This is a genomic window from Mycobacterium sp. AT1 (genome assembly GCF_002043095.1).
Taxonomy (GTDB): Bacteria; Actinomycetota; Actinomycetes; order Mycobacteriales; family Mycobacteriaceae; genus Mycobacterium.
In genome coordinates this window covers 1-21953 of sequence record NZ_MVOC01000030.1, presented here as the reverse complement: position 1 = coordinate 21953, position 21953 = coordinate 1, and the positions used below count along the sequence as shown (strand labels likewise).

21 protein-coding genes are annotated in these 21953 nt (G+C 67.5%); 12 read left to right on the top strand and 9 right to left on the bottom strand.

Going from position 1 to position 21953, the window contains the following annotated elements:
* Nucleotides 1-11 precede the first annotated feature (11 nt).
* The 4 genes from B1790_RS14660 (at nt 12) to B1790_RS14645 (ending at nt 3766) form a co-directional block, all read left to right on the top strand.
* Nucleotides 12-1205, top strand: coding sequence for an acyl-CoA dehydrogenase family protein (locus B1790_RS14660; RefSeq protein WP_079923966.1), 1194 nt, complete (start codon nt 12-14; stop codon nt 1203-1205).
* The gene (locus B1790_RS14655; protein WP_079923965.1) at nt 1189-1896 is read left to right on the top strand and encodes a GntR family transcriptional regulator; all 708 of its coding nucleotides are present in this window, start codon (nt 1189-1191) and stop codon (nt 1894-1896) included. The genes B1790_RS14660 and B1790_RS14655 overlap by 17 nt, the downstream gene beginning before the upstream one ends.
* A 63-nt stretch (nt 1897-1959) precedes the next feature.
* Complete coding sequence (locus tag B1790_RS14650) at nt 1960-2721, top strand: crotonase/enoyl-CoA hydratase family protein (RefSeq protein ID WP_079923964.1); 762 nt, start codon at nt 1960-1962, stop codon at nt 2719-2721.
* A gap of 1 nt (nt 2722) precedes the next feature.
* On the top strand, nt 2723-3766 hold the full coding sequence (locus B1790_RS14645) for a TIGR03857 family LLM class F420-dependent oxidoreductase (protein WP_079923963.1): 1044 nt from the start codon (nt 2723-2725) through the stop codon (nt 3764-3766).
* Here the strand turns inward: B1790_RS14645 and B1790_RS14640 are convergent.
* The 6 genes from B1790_RS14640 to B1790_RS14615 all read right to left on the bottom strand — a co-directional run bounded on the left by B1790_RS14640 (nt 3741) and on the right by B1790_RS14615 (nt 9942).
* Nucleotides 3741-3983, bottom strand: a complete 243-nt coding sequence (locus B1790_RS14640; protein ID WP_079923962.1) for a sigma factor-like helix-turn-helix DNA-binding protein — start codon at nt 3981-3983, stop codon at nt 3741-3743. The two genes, B1790_RS14645 and B1790_RS14640, sit on opposite strands and share 26 nt — an antisense overlap.
* Nucleotides 3984-4026: 43 nt before the next feature.
* Nucleotides 4027-4530, bottom strand: coding sequence for an isoprenylcysteine carboxyl methyltransferase family protein (locus B1790_RS14635; protein WP_079923961.1), 504 nt, complete (start codon nt 4528-4530; stop codon nt 4027-4029).
* A 6-nt stretch (nt 4531-4536) separates the two neighbouring features.
* A complete protein-coding gene (locus B1790_RS14630; RefSeq protein ID WP_079923960.1) occupies nt 4537-5640 on the bottom strand; it encodes a 3-oxoacyl-[acyl-carrier-protein] synthase III C-terminal domain-containing protein in 1104 nt (367 codons plus the stop codon).
* Nucleotides 5641-5866: 226 nt separating this feature from the next.
* A complete protein-coding gene (locus B1790_RS14625) occupies nt 5867-5998 on the bottom strand; it encodes a CstA-like transporter-associated (seleno)protein (RefSeq protein ID WP_369832352.1) in 132 nt (43 codons plus the stop codon).
* Nucleotides 5998-8307 carry a carbon starvation CstA family protein gene (locus B1790_RS14620; RefSeq protein ID WP_079923958.1) on the bottom strand — a complete coding sequence of 770 codons (2310 nt, stop codon included), beginning with the start codon at nt 8305-8307 and terminating at the stop codon, nt 5998-6000. The genes B1790_RS14625 and B1790_RS14620 overlap by 1 nt, the downstream gene beginning before the upstream one ends.
* An 81-nt stretch (nt 8308-8388) precedes the next feature.
* The gene (locus B1790_RS14615) at nt 8389-9942 is read right to left on the bottom strand and encodes an ATP-dependent DNA ligase (RefSeq protein WP_079923957.1); all 1554 of its coding nucleotides are present in this window, start codon (nt 9940-9942) and stop codon (nt 8389-8391) included.
* Between the two features lie 126 nt (nt 9943-10068).
* Between B1790_RS14615 and B1790_RS14610 the strand changes: the two genes are divergently transcribed.
* Entirely contained in the window at nt 10069-11082 is a 1014-nt protein-coding gene (locus B1790_RS14610) for a VWA domain-containing protein (protein WP_079923986.1), read from the top strand.
* Nucleotides 11079-12089, top strand: a complete 1011-nt coding sequence (locus B1790_RS14605) for a VWA domain-containing protein (protein WP_079923956.1) — start codon at nt 11079-11081, stop codon at nt 12087-12089. Before B1790_RS14610 ends, B1790_RS14605 begins: the two co-directional genes overlap by 4 nt.
* Before the next feature lie 10 nt (nt 12090-12099).
* Here the strand turns inward: B1790_RS14605 and B1790_RS14600 are convergent, their stop codons facing one another.
* A complete protein-coding gene (locus B1790_RS14600; RefSeq protein WP_079923955.1) occupies nt 12100-13644 on the bottom strand; it encodes a molybdopterin-dependent oxidoreductase in 1545 nt (514 codons plus the stop codon).
* Between the two features lie 134 nt (nt 13645-13778).
* Here B1790_RS14600 and poxB point away from each other — a divergent pair, with 134 nt between their 5' ends.
* The gene (poxB, locus tag B1790_RS14595; RefSeq protein WP_079923954.1) at nt 13779-15515 is read left to right on the top strand and encodes a ubiquinone-dependent pyruvate dehydrogenase; all 1737 of its coding nucleotides are present in this window, start codon (nt 13779-13781) and stop codon (nt 15513-15515) included.
* Between the two features lie 49 nt (nt 15516-15564).
* Entirely contained in the window at nt 15565-16932 is a 1368-nt protein-coding gene (locus B1790_RS14590) for a neutral zinc metallopeptidase (protein WP_079923953.1), read from the top strand.
* Nucleotides 16933-16941: 9 nt separating this feature from the next.
* Here B1790_RS14590 and B1790_RS14585 read toward each other — a convergent pair whose 3' ends face one another.
* Complete coding sequence (locus B1790_RS14585) at nt 16942-17616, bottom strand: helix-turn-helix domain-containing protein (protein ID WP_079923952.1); 675 nt, start codon at nt 17614-17616, stop codon at nt 16942-16944.
* A gap of 105 nt (nt 17617-17721) precedes the next feature.
* On the opposite strand from B1790_RS14585, the gene B1790_RS14580 reads away from it, so the two are divergent.
* The 3 genes from B1790_RS14580 to B1790_RS14570 all read left to right on the top strand — a co-directional run bounded on the left by B1790_RS14580 (nt 17722) and on the right by B1790_RS14570 (nt 20461).
* Nucleotides 17722-18537 (top strand): class I SAM-dependent methyltransferase, encoded by an 816-nt coding sequence (locus B1790_RS14580; protein WP_079923951.1) that lies wholly within the window; start codon nt 17722-17724, stop codon nt 18535-18537.
* Between the two features lie 107 nt (nt 18538-18644).
* On the top strand, nt 18645-19328 hold the full coding sequence (locus tag B1790_RS14575) for a cutinase family protein (protein WP_079923950.1): 684 nt from the start codon (nt 18645-18647) through the stop codon (nt 19326-19328).
* Between the two features lie 77 nt (nt 19329-19405).
* Nucleotides 19406-20461 (top strand): phosphotransferase family protein, encoded by a 1056-nt coding sequence (locus tag B1790_RS14570; RefSeq protein ID WP_142271316.1) that lies wholly within the window; start codon nt 19406-19408, stop codon nt 20459-20461.
* 8 nt (nt 20462-20469) lie between these two features.
* Here B1790_RS14570 and B1790_RS14565 read toward each other — a convergent pair whose 3' ends face one another.
* Nucleotides 20470-21222 carry a sulfite exporter TauE/SafE family protein gene (locus B1790_RS14565; RefSeq protein ID WP_198952008.1) on the bottom strand — a complete coding sequence of 251 codons (753 nt, stop codon included), beginning with the start codon at nt 21220-21222 and terminating at the stop codon, nt 20470-20472.
* A 190-nt stretch (nt 21223-21412) separates the two neighbouring features.
* On the opposite strand from B1790_RS14565, the gene B1790_RS14560 reads away from it, so the two are divergent.
* Nucleotides 21413-21895, top strand: coding sequence for a homocitrate synthase (locus B1790_RS14560; protein WP_079923949.1), 483 nt, complete (start codon nt 21413-21415; stop codon nt 21893-21895).
* Nucleotides 21896-21953: the final 58 nt, after the last annotated feature.

The following is a 21953-nucleotide window of genomic DNA, read 5'->3' as shown; positions in this document are numbered from 1 at the left end:
CGGGATCGCGCATGACACGGCTTGCGCAGACCACAGGACTGACCGACGTCCAGGCCCAGATCGTCTCGACCGTGCGCGAATTCGTGGACCGGGCGGTGATCCCCAACGCCCAGGCGCTCGAGCATGCAGACGCCTACCCCCAGGCCATCGTCGACGAGATGGCCGAGATGGGCCTGTTCGGGTTGATGATCCCGGAAGAGTACGGCGGCCTCGGCGAGTCATTGCTGACCTACGCGCTGTGCGTCGAAGAGTTGGCGCGCGGCTGGATGAGTGTGTCCGGCGTCGTCAACACGCACTTCATCGTCGCCTACATGATCCGCCAGCACGGCACCGACGAGCAGAAGCTGCGCTTCTTGCCGCGGATGGCGACGGGGGAGGTGCGCGGAGCGTTCTCGATGTCCGAGCCGGAGCTGGGCTCCGACGTCGCCGCGATCCGCACCAAGGGGGTTCGCGGCGCCGACGGTGGCTACACCGTCACCGGCCAGAAGATGTGGCTGACCAACGGCGGCAGCTCCACTCTCGTTGCGGCACTGGTGAAGACCGACGAGGGAGCCGACAAGCCGCACCGCAACCTCACCGCGTTCCTGATCGAGAAGCCGGCAGGCTTCGGCGAGGTGCTGCCGGGTCTCGTCATCCCCGGCAAGCTCGACAAGATGGGCTACAAGGGCATCGACACCACCGAGTTGATCTTCGACGGCTACCACGCCGACGCCGCCGACGTGCTGGGTGAGCTGCCCGGTCAAGGCTTCTTCCAGATGATGGACGGCGTCGAGGTGGGCCGCGTCAACGTGGCCGCACGCGCCTGCGGGGTGGGCATCCGAGCGTTCGAACTTGCCATTCGGTATGCCCAGGAGCGCCGCACCTTCGGCAAGCCCATCGCCGAGCACCAAGCCATCGCCTTTCAGTTGGCCGAGATGGCGACCAAGGTCGAGGCCGCACATCTGATGATGGTCAACGCCGCACGCCTGAAGGATTCCGGCGAGCGCAACGACGTCGCGGCAGGAATGGCGAAATACCTTGCCAGTGAATACTGTTCGGAGGTGACCGAGCAGAGTTTCCGGATCCACGGAGGCTACGGGTACTCCAAGGAATACGAAGTCGAGCGGTTGATGCGCGACGCGCCCTTCCTCTTGATCGGTGAGGGCACCAGCGAAATCCAGAAGACCATCATCAGCAAGAGCTTGTTGCGTGAGTACGAACTCTGAGCCGCACTTCGCGCCGCGTCCGCAGTTGTCCGACGACGTCGCGCGTTACGTCCGGCGACGAATCTTCGACGGCACGTGCCGTGCGGGGGAGTACCTGAGACTGGATCAGCTGGCAGCCGACCTCGGCATCAGCGTGACGCCGGTGCGCGAGGCTCTGCTGAACCTCTGCTCCGAGGGACTGTTGGTGCAGCAACCGCGACGGGGTTTCATGGTGCTCGAGTTGACGGCCCGCGACGTGGCCGACGTGGCCAACGTGCAGGCCTTCATCGGTGGTGAACTCGCGGCCCGCGCGGCTGGAAACATCTCCGGCGAACAGCTTGCCAAGTTGCGGTCCATCCAGGACGAACTCGAAAACGCATACTTGGGAGGTGATTTGGAGCGCACGGTCCGGCTCAACCACGAGTTCCACCGGTTGGTCAACGTGGTCGGCGATTCGCCAAAGCTCACCCAGTTCATGTCCGGCATCACGCGGTACGCACCGGAGTCGGTGTTCCCGACCCTGTCCGGGTGGCCCAAGCGGTCGACGAAGGATCATCGTCGCGTCATCGCCGCGTTGGAACGGGGCGACGGCGACGCCGCACGGTCGGCCATGGCCGAACACTTCACCGGCGGCGTCACCCCGCTGACCGAGCACCTCGTCGAACGCGGGGTCATCGTGGCCACCGACCCCGGCGCGAAGAACGCCACCTGACCGTCGATTGCTCGTGTTTATAGTGACCGTGTAGATCGCTTTCCAACGGGCAAGAGGGGCAACGTGGCCGACGAAGTTCTGACCGAGCGCCGAGGGCGCACACTCGTCATAACGATCAACCGGCCCGAGGCGCGCAACGCCTTCAACCTGGCGGTCGCCCAAGGCCTCGCGAACGCGATGGACGAACTGGACGACACCGCCGAACTGTCGGTCGCCATCGTGACGGGAGCCGGCGGAAACTTCTGCGCGGGAATGGATCTCAAGGCCTTCATGGCCGGCGAGGTGCCGTCGATCCCCGGCCGCGGCATCGGGTTCACCGAGCGGCCGCCCCGCAAACCGGTGATTGCGGCCGTCGAGGGTTATGCGCTTGCCGGCGGTACCGAGATCGTGTTGGCGACCGACCTGGTCGTCGCCTCGAAGGTCGCGAAGTTCGGCATCCCGGAAGTGAAGCGTGGCTTGGTGGCCGCGGGTGGCGGTCTGCTGCGACTGCCGCACCGCATTCCGTATCAGAAGGCCCTGGAGCTGGCGCTCACCGGCGAGAGCTTCACCGCCGAGCAGGCAGCTCAGTGGGGTTTCGTCAACGTGCTCACCGAACCCGGTGAGGCACTGGCGGGCGCGCTGGCGCTCGCCGAACGCATTTCCGCCAACGGGCCGTTAGCCGTGGCTGCGACCAAGGAGATCATCGTCAAGTCCGCCGGGTGGACCGAAGAGGAGATGTGGTCCAAGCAGTGGGAGCTGATCAAGCCGGTGTTCGCGTCCAAGGACGCCATGGAGGGCGCTACGGCGTTCGCCGAGAAGCGGGCGCCGAACTGGACCGGCGCCTGAGGTGACCGATCGGGTACTGGACGAACTGGGTTACTACCTGTTGGCCGGTGCCGGCGGGGTGGGCCCCGCGGCACTGATGGACGAGGCCCGCCGCGGCGAGGAACTGGGCTTCGGAACGGCGTTCATCTCCGAGCGGTGGAACGTCAAGGAAGCCTCGTCCCTGGTTGGTGCGGCATGCGCGGTGACCAGCCGCATGCGGATCGCCACGGCGGCAACCAATCACAACACCCGCCACCCGCTGATCACCGGATCCTGGGCGACCACCATGCACCGATTGTCCGGCGGGCGCTTCACCCTCGGCATCGGTCGCGGGATCGCGGCGATGTACGACGCCTTCGGGGTGCCCGCGGTGACGACGGCCCAGATGGAGGACTTCGCGCAGGTGATGCGCAGGCTGTGGCACGGCGAGGTGATACTCGACCACGACGGTCCGATCGGCAAGTATCGCGTCCTCTTCCTCGACCCCGACTTCGACGAGGACATCAGGTTGGGTCTGGTGGCCTTTGGTCCGCAGACGCTGGCCCTCGGGGGGCGCGCGTTCGACGACGTCATTCTGCACACCTACTTCACGCCAGAAACCCTGCAGCGCAGCGTGCGGACGGTCAAGGACGCCGCCGAGAAGGCCGGCCGCGACCCGGACACCGTCAAGGTGTGGTCGTGCTTCGCCACCGTCGGTGATCACCTCCCCGAGGAGCTGCGGCTGAAGAAGACCGTGGCGCGACTGGCCACCTACCTTCAGGGCTACGGCGACCTGCTGGTGTCCACCAACGGGTGGGATCCTGCTGTGCTGAAACGTTTTCGAGAAGATCCCGTCGTGACGTCGGTACCCGGTGGAATCGACCACAAGGCGACTGCCGAACAGATCGAGCACATCGCCACGCTCCTGCCCGATGAGTGGCTCGAACCGTCGGCGACCGGGACTGCGCAACAGTGCGCCGACCGGATTCGCAAGGAGTTCGACTACGGTGCCGACGCGCTGATCATGCACGGCGCGACGCCCGACGAGCTGGAGCCGATCGTCACGGCATACCGGGCGGGCAACTAGCGGTATGCCCAACCAGCCGCCGCAGCGCGTCGTGTAGGCGAAGCTTCACCACGTCGGACGACAGGCCGAAGTCGCCGGCAATCCGCTCGACCGACCACCTCAGGGACGACGCGCAGAACAGGATCTCCCGCTCGTCGGCCGGTAGGCCTGTCATCGCCTTGGCGAGTCGTCGTGGGTCCATGCCCTTCAGCGTGCCCGCCCACACGGGCCGCGTCATGGGGGCTAGCCGCCATTGTCGAACGTCACACCGTCGACCGCCGTCATGCGTAGCCGAGTGCCTTGTTCTCGATTCGGATCCTCGTGTTCAGCACCAAGGCGTTCGCCGCGGTGAACACGATCGCGGTGATCCAGGCCGAGTGCATCAGGGGAAGCGCCGCCACTTCGGCCACCACCGCCGTGTAGTTGGGATGGTGCATCCACTTGTACGGTCCCCGTCGCACCAGGGGAGCGCCGGGGATCACGATGACACGGGGATTCCAGTGCTTGCCGAGGACCGTGGCGCACCACCAGCGGGTGATGGTGCTCGCGACGACGACGAGCAACATCGGCCAGCCGAGCCACGGGATGAACGGGCGGTGCAGTGCCCACACCTCCGCCACGCAGCAGACCAGGAGCAGCGCGTGCATCGTCGTCATCACGGGGTAGTGGCCGCGGCCGAACTCACGGCCGCCCTTGGCGAGTGACCATTCGGCGTTGCGACGGGACACGATCAGCTCGACCACTCGCTCGAGGGCGATCGCCAGAATGAACAGGTAGTAGTACATGGCCGCCTACCAGCTCAGCAGGAGCAGTTCGAAGCTGAACCCCGGCCCCATCGCCAGCATCACGCCCAACGAACCCCTCGACGGTGGTGTGGCGAGGGTGCGCCCGAGCACGTCCAAGACCGACGCCGACGAGATGTTGCCGTGTTCCCGCATCGAATCCCAGCTGTGGGCAACCGCTTCCGACGGCATGCCGATCGCGTTCTCGATCGCCTCGATCACCCGTGGACCACCGGGATGGCAGATCCACGTGGAGATGTCGGCGGTCGACAGTCCGTGGTCGGCGAGGAAGCGTTCGACCTCGTCACGCAGATAGAGGTCGGCCATCTTGGGCACGTCCTTGGACAACACCAGCCCGAACCCGTTGGAGCTGACGTTCCAGCCCATGACGTCGACCGTGTCGGGGATGAGCCTGCTCCTGGTGGCCAGCACCGCGGGCCCCGATCCGACCGTCGGCACGTGGCGCGCGTGGTTGGCGCCAGTCGCGATCACCGACGCGGCGCCGTCGCCGAACAGACAGACTCCGATCAGGGCAGGTATCGAGGTGTCGTCGTGTTGCAATGTCAGCGAACACAACTCGACCGACACCAGGGCGGCGACGTGGCCGGGAAAGCCGCGAAGGTAGTCGTGGACGCGGGCCATTCCCGCTGCCCCGGCAACACAACCGAGGCCGAACAACGGGATGCGCTTCACGTCGGGCCGCAGACCGACCTTCGTCGCGACTCGGGCGTCGATCGTCGGCACCGCCACCCCCGTGCTCGACACCATCACGATGGCGTCGACCTCGTCGGGCCGGAGGTCCGCGGCCTCGAGCGCCGACGACAGTGCCTGTGCGCCCAACTCCGTGGCGACCTCGACGTAGGCGTCGTTAGCCTCGGTGAAGCCACTCATCCTCGGATAGCGGTGCAGGGGGATTGCGAGGTTTCGGTGGCTCACCCCGCTCGTCTGCGCAAAGCGCATGAACTCGGGGCCGTTGACCTTGGTGAGCTCGCGCGCCACGTCCTCTTGGTCGTAGCGGTACGGCCCGAAGGCGACTCCGGTTCCCGCGATCGTCGGTGCGCCAATCCTGCTGACGCCGAGAAGGTCTGATTCGAACTGCGTTTCATTGGTCATACACGTCTCGACGTAGTGGCACTCTCGTCGGTTCGACGGCAGTGCGTTTTGTGAAGCTAAACACCATCGCCGTGGACGGGAATATCTCGAGGTGTGGTGACTGCGAATTAGATTGCCACAGAACAACTTTCGAGTGCGCAGCATAACGGCTCCGGCAGTGCGCGCACTGACATTGGGCTGCCGGTTTCATCGGAGTGCGCTGTGTGTCGCTGTGTGTCGCGGTCGGTCAGCAGCAGCGCGGTTGGACTTCGCTGGTGCGGTACCGCATGCGCCAGTAGTCGCGTTCCGACATCACCGGTTCCCCAGGATGGGTACGGGTCCGATGCACGACGTAGCGCCGATAGTGGTTGTCGCCCATCAGTGTGCTGCAGTACCAACCGATCTGACGGCCGGTCCGTGTGACCCGGGAGGTAAGGCGTCCCATTGCTTCTGCACCTCCTTCTCGGCCGCGGTCGGGATCATGCCCGACGGTGCGAAGATCCGCGACGGCATCGGCTCGTCTGCGCTGAGGGGAGCGCCACCGCCGCGGATGGCCTTGAGCGCCACGACGACTCCGGCGGCCACCACGATCACCACCAGCACGGCGAAGACGATGGACAGCGTGCCCTGGATGAACGTGTTGCGGATGACGGCGTCGAGTTGGTCGGAGTTCTTCGCCGCGCCCAGTGCCGTCTTGCCCGCGTCCTTGGCATCGCGGTACTGGAAGTGCTGCGTCCAGTAGCCCAGCTTCGGATCGCTCGAGAAGATCTTCTGCCACGACGCGGTCATCGTCACGATCAGGTCCCACGCCAGTGGGACGCCGGGAATCCACGCCCACTTCAACAATCCGCGTTTGATCACCACGACCGTGACCAACGTCAGTGCGATGGCGGCGAGCAGCTGGTTCGCGATGCCGAACAGCGGGAACAGCGTGTTGATGCCGCCGAGGGGGTCGGTGACACCCATCAGCAGGATGCTGCCCCAGGCGGCCACCACGATGACGCTGCAGCTCCATGCGCCGACGCGCCAACTTGGATTGCGCAACTTCTTCAGTGGCCCACCGAGATTGGCGAGCCCGTCGGACAACATGAACCGGGCGACCCGAGTGCCCGCGTCCACGGTGGTGAGGATGAACAGCGCTTCGAACATGATCGCGAAGTGGTACCAGAAGGCCTTGAGCCCCGCACCGCCAAAGACCTGGTGCAGCACCTCCGACATCCCGAAGGCCAGCGTCGGAGCACCGCCCGTGCGCGAGACGATTGACTCCTCGCCAACGCCGGTGGCCGCCGCGGTGATCTCCTCACCCGTGATCGGGGCACCGGACAGTCCGAGACCGTTGACGTAGTCGGCGGCCGTCTGCGCCGTGGTGCCGGTCTGCGCGGTGGGTGCGTTGACCGCGAAGTAGAGGTGCTGATTGAGGATGGCCGCGGTGATCAGCGCCATGATCGCGACGAACGACTCGGTGAGCATGCCGCCGTAGCCGATCAGCCGCATCTGGCTTTCCTTCTCGAGGAGCTTCGGGGTGGTGCCCGAGGAGATCAGCGAATGGAAGCCCGACAGCGCGCCGCAGGCGATCGTGATGAACAGGAACGGGAACAGCGACCCGGCGAACACCGGCCCGGTGCCGCTGGAGGCGAACGTCGAGATCGCCGGGGCCTCCATGACGGGGCGGGCGATGAGAATGCCGATCGCCAGCAGGACGATCGTGCCGACCTTCATGAACGTCGACAGGTAGTCGCGCGGGGCCAGCAGGAGCCACACCGGCAGTACCGACGCGGCGAGGCCGTAGGCGATGATGCACCACGACAACGTCACCTTGGACAGGGTGAACCAGTCCGTGCCCCAGGCCGTTTCGGCGACCCAGCCGCCGGCAACGACGGCCAGTAGCAGCAGAGCCACGCCGATGATCGAGACCTCGGACACCCGGCCCGGTCGGAGGAAGCGCAGATAGAGGCCCATGAAGAGCGCAATGGGAATGGTCATCGAGATGGAGAACACGCCCCACGGGCTCTCCGCCAGCGCCCCGACCACGACGAGGGCGAGGACGGCCAGCAGGATCACCATGATCACCAAGACGCCGACGATCGCCGCGACGCCACCCACGACGCCGAGCTCGTCGCGAGCCATCTGCCCGAGCGAGCGGCCACGGCGGCGCACCGAGATCGAGAGCACCAGGTAGTCCTGCACGCAGCCGGCGAACACCGCGCCGACGATGATCCAGATGGTGCCGGGGAGATAGCCCATCTGCATCGCGAGCACCGGACCGACCAGGGGGCCCGCACCCGCAATCGCGGCGAAGTGATGGCCGAACAGAACCCGCCGGTCGGTGGGCATGTAGTCGGTGCCGTTCTCGAACACCTCGGCCGGGGTGGCGGCGTCGTCGCGGGGCGTGACGATCTTCATCTCGATCAGCCGGGCGTAGAACCGGTACCCGATGACGTAGGTGCACACCGCGGCGATGACGAACCAGACCGCGTTGACCGTCTCACCGCGGAAGAAGGCGATGATCGCCCACGCGACCGCCCCGACGAGCGCGACGATCGCGAAGACGATCTTGTGTTTGGTCGTTATCGGCGACCGGTCGACGATCGCCACGGGCGGCAAGTCGGCTTCGGTGCGGATGTAGGTGATGTCGCCGTCGGTGTCTTCCAGACGAGCGCCGGCGGCGGGTACTGGGGGTGAGGCCATGTCCCGATCCTGTCACCGCGGATACGCGGGTTTGGCGGAATGCCGCCATTGGGTCGGCTCGCAGTGTCTACGCCTGCGCGCTCAAATGCGTTCGTGGAGCCTTCGCACGGCGTCCACCGTGTCGGCTTCGGCGGCGGTCTTGTCGTCGCGGTACCTCAGCACGCGGGCGAAGCGAAGTGCCATCCCGCCGGGGTAACGGCTGGAGGTCTGCACGCCGTCCAGTGCGATCTCGACGACCTGTTCGGGCCTGAGTCGCACCGTGTATCCGTCTGTCGGGCCGTCGGCCAACTCCAGGAATCTGGCGGTCTGCCAGGCCAGCATCTCGTCGGTCATGCCCTTGAAGGTCTTGCCAAGCATCACCAAGCCGCCGGTCGCCGGGTCGCGGGCACCGAGGTGGATGTTGGACAGCTTGCCCGCGCGCCGGCCCGAGCCCCACTCCACCGCCAACACCACGAGGTCGAGGGTGTGCACCGGTTTGACCTTGAGCCAGCCCGCCCCCCGACGTCCCGCCTCGTACGGTGCCGTCGGCGACTTCGCCATCACCCCCTCGTGACTCGCGGCCAACGTCGTCGCCAGGAAGGCTGCCGCGGCGGCACCGTCGGACGTCACCAGCCGGTCGACGCGCTGCGCGGCGGGAACGATCGCGTCGAGGGCGGCGTGGCGCTCGACCGTCGGCAGATCGAGCAGGTCGACGCCGTCGAGGTGCAACAAGTCGAAGAAGAACACCGACAGAGATTGGGCGGCCCGCTCCGCGTCGAGCCCACCCTTGCCTCCGCCGCGCCCGAACCGCGACGCCGTCACCTGGAAGCGGTGGGGCCTGCCGTCGGGCCGTAGTGCGATTGCCTCGGCGTCGGCGATGAACGAGGTGACCGGCAGCGCGAGCGCCGCCGCCACGACCTCTGGCAGGCGGGCGGTGACGTCGTCGAGGCTTCGGGTGTAGACCGACACACCGTCGCCTGCGCGGTGGATCTGAACCCTGGCGCCGTCGAGCTTGGCTTCGAAGATTGCCGTCCCTCCGAGCCTGTCGAGGGCGTCGTCCACGCCGGTCGCCGGCTGGGCGAGCATCGGACCGACCGGGCGGCCGACCTGCAGCACGAACCCTTCGAGCGCGGACCGTCCCTCGGTCAGGACGGCCGACGCGACGATCGGAAGGTCACCGCTCAGCATGGCGGCGCGCCGCACGTCGGCGGCGGGAACTCCGGCTGCCTTGGCCACGGCGTCTGCCATCACGCCGACCAGGGCGCCCTGGCGCAACTCCCCACTGAGCAGGCGCTTCAGGAACGTCTGCTCGGTCTCGGTGGCGGCGGAGAAGAGTGCGCTCAGCAATTCGGACCGACGGCCCTGTGAGCCCTTGCCCGAGACGAGTCCGATCTCGGTGAACGCGGCGTGCACACCGGACACCGTCAGTGACGGCTCCGCGGCGGGCGGCGGCAAGGACCGCAGCGCGGCCCAGCCGACCCCGATTTGGCGCTGCGGCAAGTCACCGGAGAGCCAGGCGACCACGACGGAGACGAGCGGGGGATCGCCGTCGGCCGCAGCGGCGGCCAGCACGTCCGCGATGCGGGCGATCTTGGCCGTCCTGGCCGAGACGGCCCCGACCTCGGCGGACGTGACGGCGACCTCGACGAGCAACACGTGACCAGCCTGACACGCGGGTCCGACACCGCCACACCCTCGTCGAAGCAACGTCTCAGCCGACGGTCAGGAAGCCACGCCACACTCGCTGCTACTCGACCTACTCCCGACCGAAGGACGACCGTGCTGACCTTGCCCGTGATTGGCGTGATCACGTGGACGGGATTCGAGCACCCCTGGCTGTTCCTGTTCGGCCTGGTACCGCTGGCCCTTCTGGTGCTCTACGCCGTGGCGCAGGCGCGGAGGCGACGGCGGGTGGCTCGCTTCGTCGGCGCCGCGCCGAGGGGACCGGCGTCGGCCACGGCGTCGGTGCGTTGGCGTCACGTCCCGCTCGGTCTGACACTGGTCGGTCTGGTGGCGCTGACGGTCGCACTGGCCGGACCGACCCGCGACGTCCGGATACCGCGCAACAGGGCCGTCATCATGCTCGTCGTCGACGTGTCGCAATCCATGCGGGCCACCGACGTCGACCCCACCCGGCTCGTCGCCGCCGAACAGGCGGCCAAGCAGTTCGCCGGCGGGCTGACACCGGGAATCAACCTGGGGCTCATCGCCTTTGCGGGCAACGCCAACCTGTTGGTGGCGCCCAGCCCCGACCATCAGGCCACGATCACTGCGCTCGACAAGCTGCAAACGGCCGACAAGACGGCCACGGGCGAGGCCATCTTCACCGCCTTGCAGTCCATCGCCACGGTCGGGGCCGTCCTCAGCACCGACGGCGACACCTCGCCGCCGCCGGCCCGCATCGTGCTGCTGTCCGACGGCGACGAGAACGTCCCCGGCGACCCGAGCAACCCGCGCGGCGCCTACACGGCGGCGCGCTACGCAAAGGACCAGGGCGTGCCGATCTCCACCATCGCGTTCGGCACCGCAGGCGGCTACGTCGACCTGAAGGACGAACGACTTCCGGTCCCGGTTGGCAAGGAGACGATGACCCAGATCGCGCAGCTCTCGGGCGGGCAGACCTACACCGCCACCAACGTCGAGCAACTGAACCAAAGCTACGAATCGGTCCAGCGACAGATCGGCTTTCAGGTCTTGCCGGGTCCGGCCGGCGACGGATGGGTGCGCCTGGCGGTGCTCTTCGCGACCGTCGCCGCCGTGCTCGCCCTGGTTGTGAACCGGCGGCTTCCGACATGACGCTGCCGTTCCTCGGCCCGCTGGCCCTCTCGGGTTTCGCCCACGCCTGGTACTTCCTGTACCTGCTGGTCGTACTCGGGCTGGTCGCGGCCTACGTCGTCGTCCAGTTCGGCCGCCATCGCCGCGTGCTGCGGTTCGCCAACATGGAACTCTTGCAGCGCGTTGCGCCCGCGGCACCTCGCCACCGATGGCGCCACGTCCCGGCGATTCTGTTGGTCATCTCGTTGGCCACATTGGCAATTGCGCTCGCGGCGCCGACCCACGACGTGCGCATCCCGCGCAACCGGGCGGTCGTGATGTTGGTGATCGACGTGTCGGAGTCGATGGTCGCCACCGACGTACCGCCCAGTCGATTGGCCGCAGCCAAGGAGGCGGGCAAGCAGTTCGCCGAGGAACTGACACCCGGAATCAGCTTGGGGTTGGTCGCCTTTGGCGGGAGCGCGACACTGCTGGTCTCGCCGACGACGAACCGCGCCGCCATGAAGTCGGCGATAGACGGTCTGAAACCCGAGGAACGCACCGCAACCGGAGAGGGCATCTTCACCGCGCTTCAGGCCATCGCCAGCGTCGACGCCGTGATGGGCGGCGGCGACACGCCCGCACCCGCCCACATCGTCCTGGAATCCGATGGAGCGGAGACGATTCCGCGAAACCCCGACGAACCGCGGGGTGCCTACACCGCGGCCCGCTCGGCCAAGGATCAAGGGGTGGCCATCTCGACGATTTCCTTCGGCACGCCCGACGGCGTGGTGGGCATCGACGGGGAACAGGTCCCGGTCCCGGTCGACGACGCGACGCTGCAACACATCACCGACATCTCCGGTGGTCAGACCTTCCACGCGGGCAACCTCGACGAGTTGAAGAAGGCCTATGCGGCCCTACAGCAGCAGATCGGCTACGAGACGATTCGCGGTGACGCCAGCCAAGCGTGGATTCGCCTCGGGGCGTTGTTGATGGCGGCCGCCGTCCTTGCCTCGGTGCTCACCAATCAGCGGGTGCCGGTCTGACCGGTCGGTCTCACTGAACGTCGAAGGACACCGTGTGCCAGCCCGTCGCCCCGTCGGGTACGACGTCGGCTTCGTCCTGGGTCTGGACCGTGCCGGTGGAATCGGTGGCCCGCACGGCGATCTCGTGCGGTCCAGGGGTCTCGGCTTGCCACGGAAAGCTCCACAGCCGCCACGTGTCGTTCGAGTAGCTCGCCCCGAGTTGGGCCTGCTGCCATGGTCCGTCGTCGACCCGCACCTCGACGGCCGTGATGCCGCGGTGCTGGGCCCACGCCACGCCGCCAAACGTGGTAGCCCCCCTTGGCACCTCGGCACCTTGGCGGGGCACGTCGATCCTCGACTCGGTCTTGATCGGGCCGCGGGCCGACCACCCGAGTTTGGTCCAGTACGCCTCGGCGCGGTCGAAGCGCGTGAGTTCCAGCTCGGCCAGCCACTTGGTCGCCGAGACGTAGCCGTACAGGCCGGGCACCACCAGGCGGGCGGGGTAGCCGTGTTCGGTGGGCAGCGGTGCGTCGTTCATGCCGATGGCGAGCAGGGAGTCACGCTGGTCGGTCAGCGCCTCGACCGGAGTCCCCGCGGTGAAGCCGTCGACGGAAGTGGACAGGACCATGTCGGCGTCGGCGTGAATGCCGACCTCCGCCAGCAGGTCTCGAACCCGGTAGCCAGTCCACTTGGCGTTGGAGATGAGGTCGCCGCCCACCGGATTGGACACGCACGTCAACGTCACGATCTGCTCGACGAGCTCGAAGCGTTGCAAGTCGTCGAAGCTCAGCGTGACCTCGCGGTCGACCATTCCGTGGATCCGCAGCCGCCAGTCGCCGCGGCTGACCTGGGGCACGCTCAGCGCGGTGTCGATCCGGTAGAAGTCGGCGTTCGGCGTGATGAACGGGGTTTGGGTGAAGCCGGCCGGCTGCACGCCGGGCGGAACGACCGGCGCGGGCGTGCCCTTCGGAGTAGGAAGCGTGAAGGCGGTGCGATCGTCGGCCACCGACGAGTTCAGCCGGTTGAGCAGAGCACCCGCGACGCCCGTCACGGCGCCGGCACCGATCAGACCGAACGTCACCATGGACAGGCGTCGACCCCGATCGGGTCCGGCCGACGACGACCCCTCGGCGGCCTCCGGCGCGGCGAAGCGGCCGGCGACCAGCCAGCGCAACACCAGCACGCCGCAGACGGTGCCGATCAGCGTCGGTACCACGTCGACCGGCGTGGCTCCGGCACGGCTGACCACGGCGGCACATCCGAGCACACCGGCCACCGCGATCGCGATGCTGCCGACCGGTCGTCGGCGCGTCTCGTACTGCGCCGTGATGGCCGCGATCACCGCGACGACCACCAGCACGACGATCGACAGCGCCAGTTTGTCGGACGTGCCGAACGACTGGATCGCCCATTCCTTCACGGGGCCGGGCGTGAGGTCGACGACCGCGGAACCAACTGCCGTCCGCGAATCGGCATGCGGGCCGAACGCCACCGCGGTGAGCTGAGCCACGCCCAGAGCGACCGCCGCGGCGGCGACACCGATCCATGGGCTTGGACGTGTTGCCGTTTCGATCATGCCGCCAAGCTACCGACTGCGCCGCCCACGGGTCTTACCGCGCCGTGACGTCACCCCGGCTAGGGTGATTTCGGCGCGGAAACCGTGGCTGCGCGAACGTTTCCGCGCCCGACATCGCAGGGAGAAGGGGCCCGATGGCAACGATCGCGACTCAGATCATCACCGCGTTGGCACGCAGCGGTGTGCGACGCGTGTACGGGCTACCCGGGGACAGCCTCAACGGGTTCACCGACGCCATCCGACGGTCAGACGACGTCAGCTGGGAGCACGTACGCCACGAGGAGACGGCCGCGTTCGCCGCGGCGGCGGACGCCGCACTGACCGGTCAGCTGGCGGTCTGCGCGGGCAGTTGTGGACCCGGCAACCTACACCTCGTCAACGGGCTCTTCGACGCGCAGCGCTCACGGGTGCCCGTGCTGGCAATCGCCGCCCACATTCCACGCAGCGAGATCGGCTCGGAGTACTTCCAGGAGACGCACCCGCAGGACCTCTTCTCGGAGTGCAGCGTCTACTGCGAACTGGTCAGCACACCGGAGATGGCGCCCCGGATCATCGAGATGGCGATGCGTGCCGCGATCGAGGAGAACGGCGTCGCCGTCGTCGTCGTTCCGGGTGAGATCTTCCTTGCCCACGCCCAAGAATCCGGGTGGCTCACCAAGCCGATCGTGGCCACCCGCTCGGTGGTGCGACCCGACGACGAAAGCCTGCGTCGGGCTGCCGACATCCTCAACGCGGGGGAGCGCGTCACCATCCTGGCCGGCGCGGGCGCCGCTGGCGCGCACGACGAGCTCGTCCAGTTGGCGAGCACGCTGAACGCTCCGGTCGTCCACGCGTTGCGTGGCAAGGAATTCGTCGAATACGACAACCCGTACGACGTCGGCATGACCGGCCTGCTCGGATTCACCTCCGGGTACAAGGCGATCAAGGAAGCCGACACCCTGCTGATGCTGGGCACCGACTTTCCGTACCAACAGTTCTATCCGGACCACGCCCGCATCGTGCAGGTCGACGTCCGTGGCAGAAACCTGGGCCGCCGCACACCTGTCGACCTCGGCCTGGTCGGAACCGTCGCCGACACCGCGACAGCGCTGCAGCCGCTGCTGACCAAGAAGACCTCACGAGAGCACCTCGACCGATCGCTCCGGCACTACGCGAAGACGCGCAAGACGATGGACGGGTTGGCGGTCAACGACCGCAACAAGACTCCCATCCGGCCGGAATACGTTGCCGCTCTTGCTGATCGGCTGGCGACCGACGACGCGGTGTTCACCGTCGACGTCGGCTCCCCGGTGGTGTGGGCGGCCAGATACCTCCGGATGAACGGCAAGCGCAGGCTCGTCGGTTCGTTCAACCACGGCACCATGGCGTGCGCATTGCCGCACGCCATCGGCGCACAGACCGCGTTTCCAGATCGGCAGGTGGTGGCATTCGCCGGCGACGGCGGCCTGACCATGCTGTTCGGTGAGCTCATCACGCTGTTGCAAAATCAACTGCCGGTCAAGGTCGTCGTCTTCAACAACTCCTCCCTCAACTTCGTCGAGCTCGAGATGAAGGCGGCGGGCTTCGTCAACTTCGGCACCGAGCTCGTCAACCCGGACTTCGCCGCTGTCGGCCGTGCGATGGGGGCCTTCGGGCGCAGGGTCGAGCATCCCGGCGAACTGGAGCAGGCGTTGACGGATGCCTTCGCCCATGACGGGCCGGCGATCGTCGACGTCGTGACGGCTCGCCAAGAGCTGTCCATTCCTCCCGCCATCAGCGCCGAACAAGCCAAGGGCTTCTCGCTGTATGCGATTCGGACGATCATGGCGGGTCGTGCCGATGAGTTGCTCGACCTGGTCACCACGAACGTGTCTCGACGTCTCCTGGACTGATCAGAGCGCGTGTCTTCCACAATTGGCGCACTGCCGCTAACGTTTGCGCATGTTCAAGATCGTGATGTCTGCGGCGGCTACGGTGATGCTGGTCGCGGGGTGCGGCGGGGGCGTGAAGCCCGAAGTTCCCAGCTCCACCGCGGGCGCGGTGAAGCCGAATGCCAGCAGCGTCACGATCGAGGGCGACTCGTCGGCTCAGGTGAACAAGCTCGCCATGGCGGCCATCGCCGACCTTCAGACGTATTGGTCGGAGGAATTTCCGAAGCTCTACGGTCAGGACTACAAGCCCGTCGAGGGTGGGTTGTACGCCCTGACACCGGATTCGGAGTCGGGACCCGCCTGCGCCGACAACTACGGTGACGTCGAGGGCAACGCGTTCTACTGCAAGCTCGACGACTCGGTGGCGTGGGACGCCGCCGGCCTGTTGCCGGAACTGCAGAAGAAGTACGGCGACTTCGTCATCCCGGTGGTGCTAGCCCACGAGTGGGGCCATGCGATGCAGCAGCGATCGGGCTTCTTCGACCAGAACGAACTGACGGTCAGCTCGGAGCTGCAGGCCGATTGCTTCGCCGGGGGTTGGGCCAAACATGCCCAGTCCGACAAGGTCTTCGAGGTGACCGGCGCGGACTTGGACAAGTCGCTGGCGGGCATCTTGGACCTGCGCGACACCCCCGGCACCGACGCCCAAGACCCGTCGGCGCACGGCAGCGGCTTCGACAGGGTCAGCGCGTTCCAGGACGGCTACGACAACGGCGCCGAGAAGTGCAAGGGGTACGAGGACGGCGAACCCATGGTGCTCGAGCTGCCGTTCAACGACGCCGAGGACGAGGCGAACGAGGGCAACGCCCCGTACGACACCATCGCGAACGGGGTGCCCTACGACCTCGAGGACTACTGGAGCCAGGTCTACCCCGAGCTGACCCAGGGCAAGGCGTGGACGCCCCTGGCGCCGCAACAGCCCTTCGACCCGTCGAGCCCACCGACGTGCGGCGGGCAGTCGGCGGAGGGCTATGCGCTGTTCTATTGCGTGCCAGAGGATTACGTCGGTTGGGACAACGTGGACGCGATGCCCGCGATCTACGACGAGGGCGGCGACTATGCGTTCGCGACGTTGCTCGCCACCCAATGGGGGCTGGCAGCGCTCAACAGACTCGGCGACGAGTCCGACGAGTTGACGTCGACCGCACGTGGTGACTGCCTCGCCGGCGCGTACACCGCGAGCGTCATCCTCTACAACCGCGAGGCCACCAGCAGCTATCACATTTCACCGGGTGACCTCGACGAGGGAATCAAGGCGCTGCTGCTCTTCCGGGGTGAAGGCGACGTCGACCGGCAGGGCGCGGGATTCGACAGGACACGGGCGTTCCGGGCCGGAGTCGTCGACGGCGCGGAGGGCTGTCTTTCCTACCAGGCGTAGGGGATTGGCCTAGGCCGGGCGGGGGACGGCGGCCTTCGCGCCCTGACCGATCCACCCGGGTATCGCGCAACGGACGTCAGCGGGCCCCGAGACCGCGACGCTGCCGTCACGCATCGCGGCCGCCCAGCCGACGTCACCCCGCCAAATCCGGGTGAGGGTCGACAAACTGGTCTGCACCGTGCCGGTGACCTCGTGACCGGGGTCGACGTCGCAGACGTCGGCGTGACCGTCGGCCACCACCAGCCACCACCGCGACGCCGTGGCCGCCACTCCGTCGAGGCGGAACGCCACGGTGGTGCGGGCGACGGGCCATTCGTGGATCGGGACGGTTCGACGGATGTCCCACATCAGAAGGTGCGGATCGAGGTCCGCGTCGACCACCTCTCCGAGCCAACGGATGCCCCATCGGCCCAGCGCGTCGACCACCTCGCCGAGTTCCTGGCCGCAGGGGGTCAGCGAGTACGTCGAGCGACCGTCGACCTCCGTCCGAGCCACCACTCCCGCCCGCGACAGCGACTTGAGTCGCTTGGACAGCAGCGCGGGAGACATCTTCGGAAGTCCCCGTCTGAGATCGTTGAAATGACAACTGCCCAAGAGCAATTCGCGAACGACGAGGAGCGTCCACCGCTCGTCGAGGACCTCCATCGCCTTCGACATCGGACAGAACTGGCCGTATCCGGTCACGTCACCACCTCCTGCATCTCCATGGAACCAGCGGCGGTACAGATTTGTAACTAGATCACCCGTTTTCGGCGCGCGACGATGGGCGGAGGAGACGGAGGTGCAGGTATGGACGACGACGTTGCGGACCACGAATTGGAAGCCAAGCATCGGGCGCTGTGGGCGCTCGGCAACTATCGGGCGATCGCCGATCAGCTGGTCGCCCCGCTGGGTCAGGTGCTGGTGACGGAAACCGGTGTCAAGCCCGGTGATCGCGTCCTCGACGTGGCCGCTGGGACGGGCAACGCCGCGATCGCGGCGGCCCTGGCCGGGGCGACGGTCGTGGCAAGCGATCTGTGCCCGCGACTTCTCGCCGAGGGTCGGTCCATCGCCGCGGGGCGTGGGGTCGAGCTCGACTGGCGCGAGGCCAACGCCGAGATGCTTCCGTTCGCCGACGGTGAATTCGACACGGTGCTCTCGTGCATCGGGGTGATGTTCGCGCCGCACCACCAGCGGGCCGCCGACGAACTGATCAGGGTGTGTCGGCCGGGCGGGTCGATCGGAGTGTTGAGCTGGACCCCGGACGGCTTCGTCGGCAGGCTGTTCGCCACCATGAAGCCGTACGTGGCCGCGCCGCCCGCCGGTGCGTCGGCACCACCGCTGTGGGGGAGCGAAGACCACGTCCGCGGTCTGTTGGGTGACCGGGTGACCGACGTCCGGGCCGAGCGACGAGGGCTTCCCGTCGACGCCTTCGACCGCGGCGAGGAGTTCCGCGAGTACTTCAAGGCGAACTACGGACCGACGATCGCGGCGTATCGCGGGCTGGGCGACGATCGGGATCGAATCGCGGCGCTGGACGCCGACATCGACCGCCTCGCCGACGACGCTCTGCAACGGCGTCCGATGGAGTGGGAGTACCTCGTGGTCGTCGCGAAGAGGGTGTGAGTTCTCGCTCACACTTGCCGCCGCGATTACCGCTATGGAATTCGTTGCGCGATTATGAAGTTCTCCTAAATAATCGCATCACCGAAGACCATCAAAAGGGGAAATCCATGTCCGTTCAGTCGAAGACGTACGTGCTGCTGGCGGGCATGGCCACGGGCGGGCTCGTCGGCGCAGGCCTGATTGGCCTCGGTGTTCCGACCGCGTCAGCCGCACCGCGCTGCTCCGACGTCGAGGTGGTGTTCGCCCGCGGCACTGACGAACCCGCCGGTGTCGGTCGCGAGGGTCAGGCTTTCGTCGACTCGCTCAAGGGCAACCTCAGGGGCAAGACGGTCGGCGTCTACGCCGTGAACTACCCGGCCTCCCACGACTTCATGCAGGCCACCGCCGGCGCTGCCGATGCCGCCGCACACGTCCAGTTGACGACGTCGACCTGTCCGAACACCAAGATCGTGCTGGGGGGTTACTCGCAGGGCGCCGCCGTGATCGACGGCATCACCGGTGACCCGGCCAGGCTGTTCGGTTTGGGACAGCCGATGCCGCCCGAGGTGGCGAATCACGTGGCCGCCGTCGCCGTGTTCGGCAACCCCCTCAACCGTTTTGGCGGTCCGCTCACCGCGCTGAGTCCGCTGTACGGCGCCAAGACGATCGACCTGTGCAACGGCGCCGACCCCGTGTGCTCACCCGGCGAGGACCGCCCCGCGCACAGTCAGTACGTCGACGCCGGATTGACCGGCCAGGCAGCCGCATTCGCCGCCGATCGGGTCAGGACGTTCGTTCCCCCCGGCATGTAGGCTCCTGACGCGTTGCGGTGCAACGACTTCGGCCGAATCGCGAGTGCAACGGGGCCGGGGCGGCGACGATGTCGGGCATGGCCGATGACGTCCCCACCCTGACCGACGCCGACCAGCTGGCGCTACGGGAATGGGTTCGGGCGACGGGGCTCGGGTCGCAGGTGACCGACGTGGAGCCGCTGACCGGGGGCAGTCAGAACATCGTGGTGCGCCTGCGCGTCGACGGTCGCCCGATGGTGCTGCGGCGCCCACCCCTGCACCCGCGTCCGACGAGCGACAAGACCATGTTGCGCGAGATCGCCGTCTTGCGGACTCTCAGGGGCACGGGAGTCCCGCATCCGGCGTTCATCGCCGGCTGTGAGGACCTCGACGTTCTCGGCGTCGTGTTCTATCTCATGGAAGCGGTCGACGGCTTCAACCCCGGCACCGAGGTGGCGCAGCCCTACGTCGACGACCCGGCCCTTCGGCACGACGTCGGACCGGCCTACGCGGCCAGCCTGGCCCGGCTCGGCAACGTCGACTGGGAGGGTAGCCCACTTGCCGCGCTGCGCAGGCCCGGTTCCTTTCTGGCGCGCCAGGTTCCGCAGTTCCTCGGGCTGCTGCAGAGCTACCGCCACGACGCCTACGACCCGGGGTCGCTGTCCGACGTGCCTCGGCTGGCGGCGTGGCTGGAGGACAACCGGCCCGACGACGGCGAACCGGGCGTCATGCACGGCGACGCTCACCTGAACAACGTGCTGTTGCGCAGGGACCGGCCCGAGCTCGCGGCGTTCGTCGACTGGGAGATGTGCACGATCGGTGAGCCGTTGCTCGACCTCGGGTGGATGCTCGTCTGTTGGCCAGCCGAGCCCAACACCATCGACGCGGGTTCGGAACTGGCCGCCCTCGGGGGGCTCGCGAGCCGAGCCGAGCTGGTCGAGGCCTACACCGAGGCGGGTGGGCGGCGCACCCCGCGGCTGGACTGGTTCAAGGCTCTGGCCTGCTTCAAGCTCGGCGTCGTCATCGAGGGCACCTGGTCGCGATATCTGGCCGGGCAGGCCAGCTTGGAGGCCGGGCAGCGGCTGCACGCGTCGGCGGAGTCGCTCATCGAGCTCGGCACCCGGGTGAGCAAGGGCGACGACCCCTTCGTGTGACGGGGTGCCTAGCGGTAGGCGTCGACGCCGAGTTTGACGGCCAACGCCATACCCGCGACGGCGATGGCGAGGCGCAGCGGCCGTGAAGGTGCCCGTCGCACGATGGGTGGGCCCAACCGCGAGCCGAGGAGGCAACCAAGGCCGAGCGGAACCACGGCCAGCCAGTGGACCGGGGCGAACACGATGAAGATCAACGCTGCAACGCCATTGGCGACTCCGAGGACGACGTTCTTGGTGGCATTGGCCCTTGCCAGCGACTCACTGCCCGTGCGCAGGAACAGGGCGAGCATCAGCACCCCGGCCGCGGCGCCGAAGAACCCGCCGTACAGGCAGATGGCCAACAGGGCGACGCTCTCCACCACGACCCGGGTGACGCCACGACGACCTTCGGCGACGCGGCCGCGCAGGGGCATGGCGATCACCACCGCCGACGCCGCCAGCAAGACCGGCACGACGTCCTCGAAACCCTCGGCAGGCACCGACAGCAGCAGCGCAGCACCACCCGCGCCGCCGAGCACCGCCAGCGGGACGAGCCGCACCAGGGCCGAACGTTGGCCGCGCAGTTCGGGTATCGATCCCGCGATGGACCCGACGCCGTTGAACACCAGGGCCACGGTGTTGGTGACGTTGGCCGTCACCGGGGGCAGCCCGATCAGCAGGAGCGCGGGATAGGTGGTGAGGGACGCCAACCCGGCGATGCTGCCGCACAGCCCGCCGACGACTCCGGCCGCAAAGAGCACGACGGCATGCCACCAACTCATATGGTCATCGGCGATGAACCTTAGTGGACGCCGAAAGGGCTTGCGTCCCACGGTGGGGGAGGCCTAACATCGCCTCCGTGCCGAAGCGACTCGTAGTAACAACCCGCAGCGGGGTCTGATCCAGGCCGACCCCTCGCTGTGGGTCGTTGTTACACCGTCGGTCGATTCCTCGCATCAGAGAGACCGGCACATGTCCATTCCGTCATTCACCGCTTCCGCGCCGTCGTTCGCAGCGCAATTCCAGACGCCTTTGCCTCGGGCGTTGCGCGACCACGCGGCGTCGATGTCCCACGACGCCTTCCTGGCGCAATATGCGCCTTCCGCCGGCCCCCTGCGACTCGGCCACTGGCAGTGCACCGACGTCGACCGGCCCGCCAGTCGGCTGGGACCGCAGGCGCGGAACTACCAGGCCACGATGGCCGTCGGCGACCGCATCGGCACGTCCACCGCGGCAGCCAGCGGCCCCGTCTCCGCGCTGACCGCGATGCTCCACGAGCGTGGCGTCTCACTCGAGATCGACGCCTTCCATCAGCTCCCCGCCGTGGGCGGCACGGCGACGTTCATCCGCGGCACCGACGGCGTCGGAGCCCAATGGGCCGTGGGCTGGTCGGACGACGTCACGCAGTCGGCCCTGCGGGCCTTGATTGCCTGCGCCAACCGGTTGTCCGCCTGACACGAGTTCGTGTTTGACGCGCCTATCTACTAGTAGGTAGATTGGCCGTCATGACGGC